Source organism: Streptomyces sp. NRRL F-6676, from assembly GCF_000725625.1.
Classification (GTDB): Bacteria; Actinomycetota; Actinomycetes; order Streptomycetales; family Streptomycetaceae; genus Streptomyces.
Genome location: NZ_JOHS01000035.1, coordinates 19,380 through 33,079 on the forward strand (window position 1 = coordinate 19,380; position 13,700 = coordinate 33,079).

13 protein-coding genes are annotated in these 13,700 nt (G+C 70.2%); 4 read left to right on the forward strand and 9 right to left on the reverse strand.

Going from position 1 to position 13,700, the window contains the following annotated elements; translation table 11 throughout:
- Positions 1-35: 35 nt before the first annotated feature.
- Positions 36-914 carry a helix-turn-helix domain-containing protein gene (locus IO29_RS21120; RefSeq protein ID WP_234307581.1) on the forward strand — a complete coding sequence of 293 codons (879 nt, stop codon included), beginning with the start codon at positions 36-38 and terminating at the stop codon, positions 912-914.
- 44 nt (positions 915-958) lie between these two features.
- Positions 959-1,663, forward strand: a complete 705-nt coding sequence (locus IO29_RS21125) for a beta-ketoacyl-ACP reductase (RefSeq protein WP_030381002.1) — start codon at positions 959-961, stop codon at positions 1,661-1,663.
- Between the two features lie 289 nt (positions 1,664-1,952).
- On the opposite strand, the gene IO29_RS21130 is transcribed toward IO29_RS21125, so the two are convergent.
- Positions 1,953-3,197, reverse strand: coding sequence for an IS110 family RNA-guided transposase (locus IO29_RS21130; protein ID WP_051707809.1), 1,245 nt, complete (start codon positions 3,195-3,197; stop codon positions 1,953-1,955).
- A 693-nt stretch (positions 3,198-3,890) separates the two neighbouring features.
- Here IO29_RS21130 and IO29_RS35625 point away from each other — a divergent pair.
- A complete protein-coding gene (locus IO29_RS35625) occupies positions 3,891-5,135 on the forward strand; it encodes a helix-turn-helix domain-containing protein (RefSeq protein ID WP_030381000.1) in 1,245 nt (414 codons plus the stop codon).
- A 107-nt stretch (positions 5,136-5,242) separates the two neighbouring features.
- On the opposite strand, the gene IO29_RS21140 is transcribed toward IO29_RS35625, so the two are convergent.
- The 6 genes from IO29_RS21140 to IO29_RS21160 form a co-directional block, all read right to left on the reverse strand.
- Positions 5,243-5,620: a hypothetical protein gene (locus tag IO29_RS21140; protein WP_051707808.1), complete on the reverse strand. Its 378-nt coding sequence runs from the start codon at positions 5,618-5,620 to the stop codon at positions 5,243-5,245.
- Positions 5,613-6,608: a hypothetical protein gene (locus IO29_RS39010; protein WP_051707807.1), complete on the reverse strand. Its 996-nt coding sequence runs from the start codon at positions 6,606-6,608 to the stop codon at positions 5,613-5,615. The genes IO29_RS21140 and IO29_RS39010 overlap by 8 nt, the downstream gene beginning before the upstream one ends.
- Positions 6,605-7,318, reverse strand: a complete 714-nt coding sequence (locus IO29_RS21145) for an HNH endonuclease family protein (protein ID WP_030380999.1) — start codon at positions 7,316-7,318, stop codon at positions 6,605-6,607. Before IO29_RS21145 ends, IO29_RS39010 begins: the two co-directional genes overlap by 4 nt.
- A gap of 242 nt (positions 7,319-7,560) precedes the next feature.
- Positions 7,561-8,118 carry a hypothetical protein gene (locus tag IO29_RS21150; RefSeq protein WP_030380998.1) on the reverse strand — a complete coding sequence of 186 codons (558 nt, stop codon included), beginning with the start codon at positions 8,116-8,118 and terminating at the stop codon, positions 7,561-7,563.
- A 32-nt stretch (positions 8,119-8,150) separates the two neighbouring features.
- Complete coding sequence (locus tag IO29_RS21155) at positions 8,151-8,597, reverse strand: hypothetical protein (protein ID WP_030380997.1); 447 nt, start codon at positions 8,595-8,597, stop codon at positions 8,151-8,153.
- A 73-nt stretch (positions 8,598-8,670) separates the two neighbouring features.
- Positions 8,671-8,883, reverse strand: a complete 213-nt coding sequence (locus tag IO29_RS21160) for a hypothetical protein (RefSeq protein WP_030380996.1) — start codon at positions 8,881-8,883, stop codon at positions 8,671-8,673.
- 438 nt (positions 8,884-9,321) lie between these two features.
- Here IO29_RS21160 and IO29_RS21165 point away from each other — a divergent pair, with 438 nt between their 5' ends.
- On the forward strand, positions 9,322-10,812 hold the full coding sequence (locus IO29_RS21165; protein ID WP_030380995.1) for a hypothetical protein: 1,491 nt from the start codon (positions 9,322-9,324) through the stop codon (positions 10,810-10,812).
- A gap of 489 nt (positions 10,813-11,301) precedes the next feature.
- Here IO29_RS21165 and IO29_RS21170 read toward each other — a convergent pair whose 3' ends face one another.
- Both IO29_RS21170 and IO29_RS21175 read right to left on the reverse strand, forming a co-directional pair.
- Positions 11,302-12,420, reverse strand: coding sequence for a hypothetical protein (locus IO29_RS21170; protein WP_030380994.1), 1,119 nt, complete (start codon positions 12,418-12,420; stop codon positions 11,302-11,304).
- A gap of 280 nt (positions 12,421-12,700) precedes the next feature.
- The gene (locus IO29_RS21175; RefSeq protein ID WP_030380993.1) at positions 12,701-13,687 is read right to left on the reverse strand and encodes a hypothetical protein; all 987 of its coding nucleotides are present in this window, start codon (positions 13,685-13,687) and stop codon (positions 12,701-12,703) included.
- Positions 13,688-13,700 lie beyond the last annotated feature (13 nt).

A 13,700-nucleotide genomic window follows, 5' to 3' on the forward strand; every position in this document is an offset into this window, starting at 1 on the left:
TCCTGAAATTCAGGGACCGGAAAATTCAGAGCCTGGTGGGCGAGATCTTGGCCGGGAAGAATCGGCCATTGGATCGCATCCGCGTTGTGGGAGACGCGAGGGTCCTCCACAACCGCGAGGGGGAGTTCGCGTTGCTGCAGCCTGTTGCCACCCCGCCCGACCGCGCCGGCGGCGTCGGTGGAGCCGTGGGACGCACCATGGCGGTGCTCAGAGCACTGATCAGCCTTGGGCCGGGTGAACATCCCCTGGCCGCGGTCGCCGAGTCCGCGGACCTTCCCGCGGCGACTGCCCACCGGTATCTGCAGGCCTTGATGCGGGAGGGCGCCGTGGAGCAGCTTGGGCCGCGCGCTGGCTACGCGCTGACTGACGCGCTGCACGGTCCCCCCTCGTCGACACCCGCCCAGCCCCTCCAGGCTGGCCCGCCCTCTCCTGCTGTGAGGGCCGAGATCGTCACACTACAGTCGCGAACCGGCCAGCTCGCATTTGTTTACCGACCCCACCTGATCGGCACTCCGATGAGGATCTGCGCGGAACGGGCATACGGGCCACACGCTGACGAGGTCCTTACTTCGCCTCAGACCGCCTTGCGCTCTCTTGAATCTGCGCCCCTGGAGGATGACGCCGCCGGCCTGGCGATCTTCGCCTGTCTCGGCTCCGTCGGCGGTAACAAGATCGACGTCGCACAGATCCGTGAGGAAGGTCACGCCATCGGTCCGTCCCCGCTGGCGGGTCGCACCATGATCGCGGCGCCCATTTGGTACGGCTCGGCCGTCGCCGGATCCGTCGCGCTACTGGCCAAGGAGGTGCCCATGCGCCGGGCCGCCACCCGAGCCCGCTACGTGACCGCCGTCATGGACACCGCCGCGGCGATGAGTGGACACCTCACCCGTTCCGGCACTCGCCGGGCCAGTTAATTCACGACAGATACCCGCAAAGCACTACAGAAAGGCGCCATCCCGTGTCCCGTTCAGTCCTGGTCACCGGCGGCAACCGCGGCATAGGCCTCGCCATCGCCCGTCACCTCGCGGAGTCCGGCGACCGCGTCGCCGTCACCTACCGTTCGGGCGAGCCCCCCGAGGGTCTGCTCGCCGTCCGCTGCGACATCACCGACACCGACCAGGTCGACGCCGCCTTCAAGGAGGTCGAGGCGCAGCACGGCCCCGTCGAGGTCCTCATCGCGAACGCCGGCATCACCAGGGACCAGCTCCTGATGCGCATGAGTGAGGACGACTTCACCTCCGTCCTCGACACCAACCTCACCGGCGCCTTCCGCGTCACCAAGCGCGCCTCCCGCGGCATGCTCCGCGCGAAGAAGGGCCGCGTCGTCTTCATCTCCTCCGCCGTCGCCCTGCGCGGCGAGAGCGGCCAGGCCAACTACGCCGCCTCCAAGGCCGGCCTCGTCGGCTTCGCCCGCTCCATGGCCCGCGAACTCGGCTCCCGCGGCATCACCTTCAACGTCGTCGCCCCCGGCCTCACCGAGACGTCCATGAGCGAGCAGTTGACCGCGGAGCAGCTCGAGAACCTCAAGACCCAGATCCCCCTCGGCCGCCTCGCCCGCCCCGAGGAGATCGCCGCGACCGTCGCCTTCCTCGCCTCCGAGCAAGCCGCCTACATCACCGGCGCCGTGGTGCCCGTCGACGGCGGCGCCGGCATGGGCCACTGACCACCGCGACCGCCCGCCACCTTGGAGCCCCATGAGCGCATGACCTGACAGCAGGCAGTCCCCCGTGGGCTGCCCCGCGGCAGCAAACCCTGGTGTGTCCAGCACCTCGGCCTGCGCGCCGCATCTCTGCCACCACCCGGCGAGTGTCCAGCCCGCCCGGTGAAGAACCCGGTCCGAAGACCGGGCAACACCGCCCCTGCCAGGGCGGATCACCTTGGTTCCCGAAGAACCCAGCCCCACCGAAGAGGGGCTCGCGCATGCCCGAAAGACACCTCAGGCGCTCAACGCGTCAAGCAACAGCGGCGAGTTCGACGGGGAACGCGGTCTGTTCATCGAACAGGGTGCGGTGCCGGAGGCAGTAGTAGAGCTGGCCGAGCATGCGGTTGAAGAGGTTCCTCTGGGCGGCCGCGTGCCAGTCGCCGTGTTCGTCGCGGCGGCGTCGGTAGTGGGCCTTGGCGCCGGGTGAGGCGGTGATGGAGGCGAAGGCCCAGAGGTAGCCCGCATGGTTGAGCCGGTCGTTCTTGATCCGCCTGCGGGTGATGCTCGACTTCTTCCCGGAGGCCCTGGTGATGGGCGAGGCGCCAGCGTAGGCCTTCAGTCCTCGGGCGTCCGCGAAGCGGGTCCTGTCGTCACCGACCTCTGCCAGCACCCGGGCTCCCAGCTGGACGCCGAGCCCCGGGAAGCTCAGCAGAATCTCGGCGTCCGGGTGCTGAGGGAAAGCTTCTTCCACCGCCTCGGCGAGATCGTCGGCGGCGGTGCAGGCTGCCTCAAGCTGGACCAGGAGGGCGAGCATCTGCTTGCCCAGCGCCTCCTCGACCAGCGGCGGCTGGTGGGCCCAGTCGGCGCGGAAGACGTCACGGAGCCGGTCGGCCTCCTCCTCGATGCCGCGCTTGCGGCCGGCTCGCTTGAGTGCGGCGGCCAGCTGGGTGCGTGTCAGCTTCGCCGCGCGGGTCGGTGTCGGTGCCGTCCGAAGGATCTCCCGGGCCTCGGGCCGGCACAGGCCGTTGCGCCAGGGCTCGAAGGCTGCCAGCGCGGACGGGTAGTACTCCCTCAGGAGGGAACGCAGCTGGTTGGCGAGCTGCTGCCGGTTCCAGAGAGAGTCCTGCTGAGCCCGTGCCAGAACGGCGATCGCGCGGCCCAGGTCGCTGTCGTTGGGCAGCGGCCGGTGCATCGCCATGTCGGTGCGGAGAATGTTGGCCAGGACGAGGGCGTCGCCGGGGTCGGACTTCTTGCGCGAGACGGAGTGCCGGTCGCGGTAGCGGGCCGCGGCCATGGGGTTGATCGCGAAGACCTGGCGCTTGCCGGTCCGCAGTACGGACACGAGCAGGCCGCGGGAGGTCTCGATCGCCACGGGGATCGGGTTCTCCTCGGTGTCGCCGTACTCGACGAGCAGATCCAGCAGGATCTTGTAGCCGGCGGAGTCGTCGGTGATGTGCCGTTTGGCCAGTAGCTGGCCGCTGTCGTCGACCAGGGCGACGTCGTGAGTACGTTCGGCCCAGTCGATGCCGCAGTAGATCAAGATGTTCCTCCCCATGTGCAGTCTGCGCTGGTCACGAGCGCAAGCGGGCCACGCAGCTCCCTAATCCCAGGACTCGGCGCGAGGCCGGTCCGCCACCTCAGTAGCAGTTCGTGGCACCAGCGCACCCCACGGGCCTCGGTCTTACCGGGAGCTCGAAACGGCTCGGGGTTCGTGAGAGGTCACCGTGCGGTGGGCTCGTCCCACCAACACCAACGAGTGATCTTCCGGAGGGTGTTGACGTCCGGCGACGCTGGACGGCGCCGATCTTTCGGTAGGCGTCTTACACCGGGAGGGACGTCAAGCGTCCGTCCAGCGCCGGCGGACGCCAGCACCCATCGCGTGAAGGGCGTGGTGGTGGTCGCGGAGGTGCCGAGCAGCACCGCTCTGTCACGAGGCCGAACCGGCTGGGGAGCGTGTAGGTGCCTTCTCGGCACCCGCGCGACCACCACCACTGGACGATGGTGGCGGCCGGAGAGACACCGAGACGTGCTCGGTCTCATAGAAGGCCTCAGGGGCCGGGCTGTGAGTAGACATCATCTCGATGCCCGTCCGGCCGCCACCATCGTCAGGGCCGCCTGCCGCTCTATGGGAAGGCGTACAGGCCGGGATTGGCCCAGGCATGACGGACCCTGCTGTTCGAACAGCCCGGGTGCTTCTCTACCGGCCCGGACCGTCCGTACATGGGGATTAGGAGGGCGTGCCCTGCCCATGATGCAGCATGCCCACGCGCCGGTCCACGCAGCCGCCGCTCCGCCGTGCCCTACGCGCGGAGAAAACCGAATATCCCTGAACAACCGATTCGACCTCGTCTATGAGCATGCAGACCAGGAGGTCGACACGACCGCGTCCCGACGTACCCGGCGCGGGGACTTCCTGCGCGCGGCCACCTGGGCCATTACCCATCGCCTGCACCCCAAGGCCGGCGACACCACGCTGCGCGTCGCCCGCGATCTCGCCGCCCGCCTGAACGCGGACGGGCACGTCGCCTACTGCCGCGACGCGATGTGGCGTCGCCTGGGTATCAGCCGACGCACCTTGGAGCGGCACATCGCCGTCCTGCGCGAGCTCGGCCTGCTCGTCTGGGCTGTCCACGGAACCCGGACCAACACCCGGCCTGCCGGAAGCGGCGAGTGGGCAGGCACCGCCACCATCTACGCCGCCGTCGTCCCCCGTGCCTGGGACGACGCCCTCGGCCACCGTGTCAGCGGCCACGGCTACCACGCCCGGCACATCGGGTTCACCGAACACGGACGGCAGCTGGCCATCGCCGACGCCCGTCGCCGCGCCCGCCCGACGCGATGCCGTGACACCCCTTCCTGTAAGACCAACCACCCACGTCCTACAGCTGAGATGAGAGGGAAGAAGAACAACACCAGCGCGCCCCGCGGAGCGCGGCCGCGCCCCCGCAGCCGGCACGAGATCCCGGAGCCCTACCAGGCCAGCCCAGACCAGGCCGCCCACGCCGTCTCGGTCGCCGCCTGGGTACGCCCCCGGGTGCCCTGGACCCAGGGCGAGGGCCTGCGCCGCCTCGCCTTCGCCCTGCGCCCCTGGATCGCCACCGGCCTTTCCGCAGCTGACATCGCCGCCGACCTGTCGGTCTGGCGCGTGCCCCGACGGCCGGCCTCCCCAGCCAGCTTGATCATGGCCCGCTGGAGCGAGACCGAGGGCCGGAACAAGCGCGCTGCCGACCCCGACAGCCGCGAGGACACGGCTTCCGCAGTCCCGCCCAACGCGGCCTTCCTGGCGGCCATGGCCGCGGTCCGTGCCCGCCTCACCAGGGTGTCGCCGCCCGTCGAGCCGGAACCCGATCCGCCCGGCTTCGTCATCCGCGACAGGATCCTTGCCTCCCTCGCACAGGCAGACCGGGCCCGCCGCGCACGCACCGCCGAGCAGTGCCTCACCTTCGCCGAGTGGGAAGCCGTCTGCGACGCCAGAGAACGAGCCCCCTGGTGACCCCGCGCCGACCCAGGCCACGCACGTACGGCACGCACCAAGCCACGGCACCGATGACGAACCCGACCGCGAAGCTCTCGAACCGGAACACGACATCCTCTTCCCGTTCAGGGCGACCCCGCCGCTGTGGCGGCGCACTCAACGGACTCCTCGACGGTCTCCCCCTGAGCCTTGCCCTCAGCGTCGCGCCGGCGCGTGCGGACGACCGCCCTCACCGAACGGAACAGGGCACGCACCAGCCGCCACAGACCGACAGCTGCGCAGCCGACCGCCGCCGTGCTGGCGCCCAGGCGCGCGGACGTCTCCAGCCACCCCGGCCAGTGCAGGTAGCCCAACGTCAGCGACGTACCGATCAGGCTCAGGCTGAGCACCATCAGGACACTGCTGTGCCCGATCACCCCCCAGGTGCGCTTCAGCTCGGCATAGGCCTCCGGATTCGCCTTCCGCCAGGAAACACGTCGACCGGTCCGCTCGTGCTCACGCATTGCTCTCTCCGCTCGTCGCATGCCGAGTTCCGTCGTCGTGAGCCCCACCCAAAACTTCCCGGGCATGGCGCAGCCCCTCTCCCAGCTCCTCCAGCTCCAGCCGCACTTCATCCAGCAGATGTTGGGGCAGCAGCCCTTCGGGCAGCGCGGGCCTGACCGGCGCGGCGGCCGCGCCGTCTTCGCGGATCGCCGACTCCACCGCTTCCTCCTGCCGCTCGACTTCGACGGCCTGGTCGACCAGGAGCGCGAGCGACTGGGCGTATCCGAGAAGAAGTTCACGGGCTTCCACGTCGTTCGCCGCCAGCGGCACCAGCCCGGCCGTGTCCCACACCAGCCGCGGCAACGCCGCCGCCGCGCGCGTCAGCTCGTAGCGCCCGCTGCGCTCGGCAAGCATGCGCAAGCGCTGCTCGTCGGCCAGCAGCCGGAAGAAGACCGCCGCGTACGCCTCCTCCGACTCGACCACGCGCACGCGATGCCGGGTGAGGCGCCGGACGGCCGCCGGCAGTCCGACGGCCGCGGCCAAACCGACCGCGCCGGCCGCGAGGAGACCGATTGTCGCCGGCAGCAGGGAGGCCGCCGGGCCCAGAGCGGCGAAGGCGACCACGGTGAACAGCGCGGTCCGACCGACCGGGAGGGGGCGGGGAAGCTCGAGGCCTCCCAGCGTCCAGATGTGCAGGGGAGCACGGCGCCCCCACACGGTCCGACACGCCCAGCGCCCCAGCCGGTGCTGCCCCGGGTCGAAGACGCCCGCCTCGCGCAGCACACCCCCCGGGTGCGGTCCGAAGACGTCCCAGCGCAGCCACCCACCCCGGGTCCGCTCCCGTATCAGCAGCAGCGCCTCCATGGCGGCCCGAACGGCGGCCGGGGCCGAGAGCCTGCCAGCCAGCTCGGCGCGCACGGCGTGGTGAAGCCGGGCTGCTTCCCGGACGGCGTGGGTCCACCGGTCTCGGTCCGCATCGAAGGGCAGCGGCTGTGCGGACGGCCTCATCGCGGGCCCGCCTCGGCCGGGCAGGATTCCAGCGCGGCGCGCAGGGCCGTCTTCTCCGCCGGCGTGACCGACAGGCGGTACTTGGTCTTCACGCGGACCTGCGCGGTCGCGTACCAGCAGTGGGCCTCGGCCTGCGGGGGCATCCACGCGGCGGCGTCCTTGGCCCCCTTGCCCGCGTTCGTCGGACCATCGGTCGCAATCAAATTATCCGGGTCGTTCGCATAATTCAGCCTTTGCTCGGCAGTCAGCTCCCGGGCCCCCGATCGCCATCCGAGCGCCAGGGGCACGATGTGGTCGATCTGCACGGCCATGGATGTGCGGGGGCCGCGCTTGAAGTTGATCGTCCGGCCCGTGTACCGGTCGTGGAGAACGCCGGAAAGCACGGTGCAGCCGTCCTCGGCCCTTGCGACGTCGTCCAGGTCGCGGGCCAGGACGTCCTGACGCGTGGGGCACGAGTTTCCCGACATCTCGACGGTGCCCTCATCGCTCCATGCCGGTCCGAAGGCGTCGCGGCTGTAGCCGGCGAGGGGGACGCGCTTTCGGACCGTCAGGTTGTTCAGCTGGGTCAGCGCCGTTCCGTCTCCAGCCGCGACTGGTCCGTGAGCGGGTGCGGCTTCAGCCGCAGAGCCGGGAGCGGGCAGTGGGCCGCAGGCGGAGGCAGCGAGCGCGCCGGCGAGCACGAGGGCGGCGGCCGAGATGCGAGGGGCCATGGGCAGAGAGTCCTGTTCGTGTCGGAGGAAACACCGTTCACCTGCTACAGGTGCGGCGCTGGCTGACGGTGTGACACTCGGTCCGAAATTTCTGCCCGTGTGCAGCCTGGCCTCGGCGCTTCAGGGTCTGCTGACCGCTTCCAGCAGTGCCGCGGCGGCTCATTGCTTGGCTGACTACTTGGTGGACGCGGTGAAGACGCTGGTGAGTATCTGACCGTCGTAATCGGCTTCCGCCTTGCAGTTCACGGCTGGCTGCGGAACCAGGTGAGGAAGTCCTCGGCGTGTGCCTGGTCGAGCCGCATGGTCAGGTCACCACCGTCCAAGTCCTGGGTGATGCCGTCGGCCTGTCCGTCCGCGGTGATGGAGCCGGGCCAGCGGGCTACCAAGGAGAGCAGAGCCCCTGCCGCCGAGCCTGTGGCGGTCATCTTGAGGATGACCGCCAGCGTCTCGTCGTCTACGTCGAGTTCGATCAGACAGCCGGGGACGACGGAGCGCAGCCGGTCGAAGAGGTGCCGCTGGTCGGGAACGGCCGCGCCGAAGGCGTCGGCGTTCGCCTGGGCCCGCGCAGTGCGCTCGTAGAAGGTGCTGATCAACTTCTGTGCGCTGGCGCGCAGTCCGGGATCGGCAATCTCCGACAGCGCGCCCACGGTGCGGTCGGTCGTGCCCGGCGGGGTAAGGGGAGAGAAGCCGATCTCGCGCTGGACTCCGGCATCGTCGAGGAGGGTGAGGATGGTCAGGTTGGCGACGGGGTGGAGATTGATCGTCCACTGATCCGGCAGCGGCTTGGGCGAAGAGGTCACCAAGGTCTCCAGGTAATGGTGTACGGACGGGGTCAGGACGTTGTCGGAAGTACGGCGGGCTGGGACGGCGTAAGCGGAGCGGCATTGAGGTCCGAGTCCTCCTCCCCTGCGCACTCGACGGCGTACGCGCGGTCGGCACAGTTGCCGCACAGGCCTTCCCAGCCTTCGCCGTCGGCGCTGTAGTCGTCGCAGTCCTCCCCCGAGCAGAAGTACTCCTCGTAGGTGCCGGCCGGGATGAACCGCAGCGCCGCGGTGGAGCTGGCGAGGATGAGGACGCCGGATTCGAAGACGTGGACGTTGGCCCCGTAGTGGGGGGAGCGTCGGATGGCGTGCCAGACGTCGATGCCGTGCAGTGTGCGGTGCTCGGCGTTCTTGGGGCGTGTCCAGACGCCGTCCTCGCGGACGTGGAGGACGTATTCGGACTCGAAGTCGATCTCGGCGCGGAGGCCGGCGGCGGTAGCGATGGTGCTTCGGAACATGGTGAGTCGGTTCTCGCAGTGTTGGAGGCGGGGCTGAGGCGCTGCCGGGCGGCCGGGGCCGCCCGGCAGCCGGTCAGAGGCGGGCGACGCGGTCGCCGTCGCCGACGAGGGTGAGCATCAGCCGACGGTGGGCGTGCGGGGCGTCCCATGCGATGCTGAGCTGACGGACCAGCGGGTGGGGGTTCCAGTGGGTGACGGTGCCGGTCGCTCCGGCGGAATAGGGGTCGTGCTCGTCGGTGCACAGGACGACCTTGATGCGGTCTCCGACACTGAACTCGGGTTCCACGGATTCTTCTCCTTGTGGCTGAGGGACGGCTCGACAGACATGGGGCCCAGCGACGGATCGCGGACGAATGCATGGCGAGCGAAGGCAGGGGAGTTGGCGATGTCCGGTCCCGCCGCGGGTGCCGGTCTCGACGGGCGGGAGCCGGTGAGTGTGGTGCTCGACGTGCGCGTTCGGGACCGGGTGGTAGACGCTTCGGTGCCCGCGCGGTCCGGGCCCGCCTGGGCTCTGGGGCCCCGGCGGGGCTCAAAGACTACCGAGACTCATAGAATTAAGCAATCTCTTGCAGGATGCGCCCCCGCGGCTGGATCGGCTGCGCCGCCGGGAGTTGCTTAACTCTATGAGTGTGCGTATGTTTGCGGTACGCCCTACTGGGCCGCATCCCGCAACATCGCTGCAAGCCGCGCAAGTTGAGCCGCGCAGCGGCAATGGAAGGACAAGATGTCTCGCACACTCTCCGTCGCGGAATACCGGACGCTGTTGCACGACGCACTGTCCGCAGCCCATGCCACGGACGCCCTCACGCTCCCCATCCCGATGATGTACACCCCGGACGCCCACCGGGCCGCCCTGTACGCGAACAGCACCGTGGTCCGCGGAGCGGTGGGGGAGGGCAAGACCTTCTGGGCCCGGGCCCTGACCGACCCCAAGCTGCGCGCGGTTGCCGCCCGGGAGTACCGCCTGCCCCGTCTGGAACGGACCGAAGCGGCCACCGGTTTCGGTGCCCGGCCGGATACCTTCCAGCCGTCATCCGGGGAACTGCGGGCTCTGACCGCGTGGGGCGTCCAGCCGACCACCCTGTGGACCACGGTCGCCCTGACGGCCCTCGGCGTGCCTGACCTCGCCACCCTGGCCACGTGGACCGAACGCGTCGACTGGCTGGTTCGCAACCCCGGGGCCACCGACCGCTCTCTGGCCGAGATCGAGGCGTCCGCGCGCACCGCCGACACCGTCCGCATCGTCCTGTTCGATTCTCTCGACCAGTTCCACCCCGACCGCACCGTAGCCGAACACCTCGCCTCCGGTGTGCTCAACCTCGCCGCCACCCTGTCCCGGCGCACCACCCGGCTGCGGGCGAAGGTCTTCATCCGCCCGGACATGCTGGACGGCGCTTTGAATGGTGTCCCGCGCGCCGACCGCGCATTTCTCACCGCGCGGGCCGCTGAACTGTCATGGAGCAGGACTCATTACCTCCACCGATTCGACAGGGCCGACCTGTTCGGACTGCTCTTCCACGTTCTGGGCAACCACCCCAGTGCCGAGGCGGCCGCCTTCCGGGCGGCCTGGCCCACCTGGCAGCAGGACGCCGACGGCCGGTTCCTCGCTCCCGACGAACTCAGCCGGGACCGAAAGGCGCAGGAAGAGGTCTTCACCACCCTCGTCGGCAGATACATGGGCGTGAACGCCCGCAACGGCTTCACCTACAACTACCTGTCCTGCTACCTCCAGGACGCCCTGGGCACCATCACCCCGCGCCCCTTCCTCGCCGCCCTGGCTGCCGCGCTGGAGAACACCAGCCGCAGCCACTCCGGGCACGACCGTCCGCTGCACTACGACGATCTCCGTCACGGCGTGAGCTGTGGTGCGCGGGCCGAGGAACTCCACCAGTCGCTGCCGTGGGCCCGGCTGGCCCTGGAACCGCTGGCCGGGCAGCAGCTCCCGATGCGGGAGGAGGACGTCTTCGAGCTGTGGGCGAACATCGGTCTGGCTGACCGGCTCCAGGAGATGACACGACGGGCCGTGGCGGATGCCAGCCGCTCCCGGACCGGACCGCGTCACCCGACCAGCTACCCGTTTCTGCTGGAGGAACTGGTCGACGCAGGCGTGCTGGACCGCCGTACCACTGGGGAACTCGACATGCCCGACGTCTACCGGACCGCACATGGACTGGGCCGCCGTGGCGGCGTCCGGCGCGCCCCGACAGCGGCGTAACCCGCCCGGACAAACGCTTTCGCGCCCCGGCGTGACCGGCTCCCCGGCCGTGTCGCGCCGGGGCTTTGCGCAATCCGCTTCCCGGGCTGGCTACGCAGCGAGACGCCAGGCACATTCAGGTATGCGACGGAGAGCGCGGCGAGCCGATTCCACGCTGGTGCGTGGCCGGCTGGCGAGTACGGGGCGCAGGTGCCGCAGTCCAGCGTCACCCAGGCGGGGCGGCCGTCGCGAGCGGCCCGGTGAGGTCCGGCTTCATGCCGGTGTGGCCACCGCGGCCGTGGGGCCGGTGCTTGCCTCGTCGGCAACCACCGGGTCGGGCCCGATGAGAACCGCCTCGACCCCCAGCGCCGCGGAAAGGCGAGGACGTACTGCCGTCGTTCCTGCGACCCCACCGTGGAGGACAAGTCCGTCAAGGCGTGCCGAAGCTCGCAGCTCCACTTCCTGACGCATCCGCCCACGGTCGGCGGTGGCCGGGCATCGAAGTGCGGGTCATCTGCGGGATCCTCCGAGTTGTCCCGGCCGGCGGATGAAGCGGTAGGCGGTGGACCGGAACCACATGGGCTCGTCAACGGCCGGCTCCTGGCCGTCGCCAGGCGTCCGGTCCGCCTCCGCCAGCAGTCCGTTGTACAGGTACGTCCGCATCGACGAAACGGTGGTGGCTTTGCCGCGCCCGCGCGCCTTCCCGTCGAGCTCGCCGATCTGCTGCAAGGTCAGCAGGTCGTTGTCCGCCCCTTTCGGGAGCTTCAAGTCCTCGCGCAGCGGCTCGGAGGCGTCGACGATCTCGCGTGAAGCACGTGCCGCTGCTCCCAGGCGTCCCGGCCGGCGGATGAAGCGGTAGGCGGTGGATCGGAACCACATGGGCTCATCGACGGCTGGCTCCTGGCCGTCGCCAGGCGTCCGGTCCGCTTTCGCCAGCAGCTCCTGCGACTGGTAGTTCTTCAACGTACCGACGGTGGTGGCCTTGCCGCGCCCGCGCGCCTTCCCGTCGAGCTCGCCGATCTCCTGCAGGGTCAGCAGGTCGGTGTCCGCGCCGTCCGGCAGGTCCAGGTCGAGCAAGGCGCCGGCCGCCCGCTGCTTCGGCGCCGACTTCCTCCCGCTCGGCTGCTTCGCCTCAACAGGCGTCGTACGGCGCGTGCGGCGAGGTCGGCAGATGTAGGTGTAGGCGGTCTCGCGGAACCACATTGGCTCCGAGACCGTCGGCTGCAGGCCGTCGCCCGGCGTTCTGTCGGCCGGCGGGAGGACTCTCTTGGACGGGGACAGGTAGGTACGCAGGGTGGTGATCGACGTGGGAGGCCGGTTCAGGGCCTGTCCCTCAAGCTCGCCGATCTGGCGCAGAGAGAGGAGGTCACGGGGCCCGCCCTTGGGCAGATCCAGCGGGTTGTCCTTGCCTTGCCGAGACCGGAACCACGAGCCGAAGTGGTGATCGCGAACCCAGGCGTCGACATCTTCCGCGTCGTAGACATGGAGGCCGCCCTGGCCCTCGGTGAAGAGGAGGTCGGGAAACCCCTCCTCGCGGGACCACTTGGCGGACGTTGTACGGTCCACGCCGTACCGCTCCGCCATCTTGTCGAAGTTCGTATACGTGCGATCGGTGCCTGCGGGCATCATGTCGCTCCGTCCGTGGCCAGCCGGGCCGGCGAGTCATGCCGGTCCGCCCATGTGGGGCGCCGGGTTCTGCAGTGGTCGCGCGTCGCGGCTCCGTAAGCCGGATCCAGAGGCGCTGGCCGGCAAGTGCAGGGGGCGGCCTCGCAAGCGAGATTAGCCAAACTCATAGAATTCCGCAATGTGATCGGGGTTGTCCTCATCGCTACCGGGCCAGCACTTGAATCGCGGGCTCGGGTGTAGCACGACGGTCCTGCTCGCGCCGGCACCATCCAGCCCCTTCTCATCACTGTCCGAGGACGCCTTCGAAGGTGACCCGGGAGCCGGCCGCGTCGACGGCCTCCACCGTCACCGGGCCGCCGACGGCCGCGTCGGGGACGGTGAAGGAGACGGTCTGCGTGGCGGTGCGGAACGGCGCGATCGCCGCGTCACGGTACCCGTACACGGGACGGGCGGTGGCGGCCAGACGCAGGTCCTCGCCGGTCAGGATGCGCAGCGTGGTGCCCAGGCCGGGCATCGGGTCGCCGGAGCGGTTGACCACGCTGAGCTCCAGGCTCGCAGCGCGCGAGGCCCCTTCGCCGCTCACCGTCACCTTGCCCACGCGCACGTTGCCGTTCCACTGCCCAAGCGGTGTGACCGACTGCCTGGCCGGCGCACCCTGCGGCGGCGTCTGCGGGGCCGGGGAGGTGGCGGCGCTGCCCGGCAGGGCGCCCTCGAAGAACAGCAGCTCCGGCTCGGCCAGCCCCTCCTCGGTCGCTTCCACGGTCACCGTGACCGGCAGGCCCTGGGCCTGGTCGGGAAGCACGAGCTTCAGGTCCCTGTCGACGGACCCGTTGGGGCGCACCTGCTGCGGCTCGTCCGTGGAAGAGGAAGCGCCACTGTCGGTGGCCTCCACAGCCGTGCGCCCGAGAGCTCCGTAACGGGCGGTGACGGCGGTCCGCGGCGCGGTGGCGACCTGCGCCCGCTGGTTGGCCACGGTCACCCGCGCCCTGTACGCGCTCGAGCCGGCCGGCACGCCGAGCTCGGTGTCGGCGGGCAGGCGCTCGAAGCCCCGCAGTGTCACCGTCCATGCCCCATCGCCGACCGGAAGGGCGGTCCCCGGCTTGGCGATGCCGTCCGGCAGCACCGTGGAAGGCGACGGCCTGGGCCCCGGGGCGCTGTTCGTCGGCTTGCCGTCGGCCTTGGGCCCGCTGTCGGAGCCGGCGCAGCCGGAGATCACGACCGTGCCGGCAAGGAGCACGGCCGGAAGGGCGTGGCGCAGGCGCACAGACATGGTTCCCCCTCGT

Coding starts and splice junctions, on each gene's coding strand:
- IO29_RS21130 (WP_051707809.1), bottom strand. CDS start 3,197: ATGGGGAGGAACATCTTGATCTACTGCGGCATCGACTGGGCCGAACGT.
- IO29_RS35625 (WP_030381000.1), top strand. CDS start 3,891: ATGATGCAGCATGCCCACGCGCCGGTCCACGCAGCCGCCGCTCCGCCG.
- IO29_RS21140 (WP_051707808.1), bottom strand. CDS start 5,620: ATGCGTGAGCACGAGCGGACCGGTCGACGTGTTTCCTGGCGGAAGGCG.
- IO29_RS39010 (WP_051707807.1), bottom strand. CDS start 6,608: ATGAGGCCGTCCGCACAGCCGCTGCCCTTCGATGCGGACCGAGACCGG.
- IO29_RS21145 (WP_030380999.1), bottom strand. CDS start 7,318: ATGGCCCCTCGCATCTCGGCCGCCGCCCTCGTGCTCGCCGGCGCGCTC.
- IO29_RS21155 (WP_030380997.1), bottom strand. CDS start 8,597: ATGTTCCGAAGCACCATCGCTACCGCCGCCGGCCTCCGCGCCGAGATC.
- IO29_RS21165 (WP_030380995.1), top strand. CDS start 9,322: ATGTCTCGCACACTCTCCGTCGCGGAATACCGGACGCTGTTGCACGAC.
- IO29_RS21170 (WP_030380994.1), bottom strand. CDS start 12,420: ATGATGCCCGCAGGCACCGATCGCACGTATACGAACTTCGACAAGATG.
- IO29_RS21175 (WP_030380993.1), bottom strand. CDS start 13,687: ATGTCTGTGCGCCTGCGCCACGCCCTTCCGGCCGTGCTCCTTGCCGGC.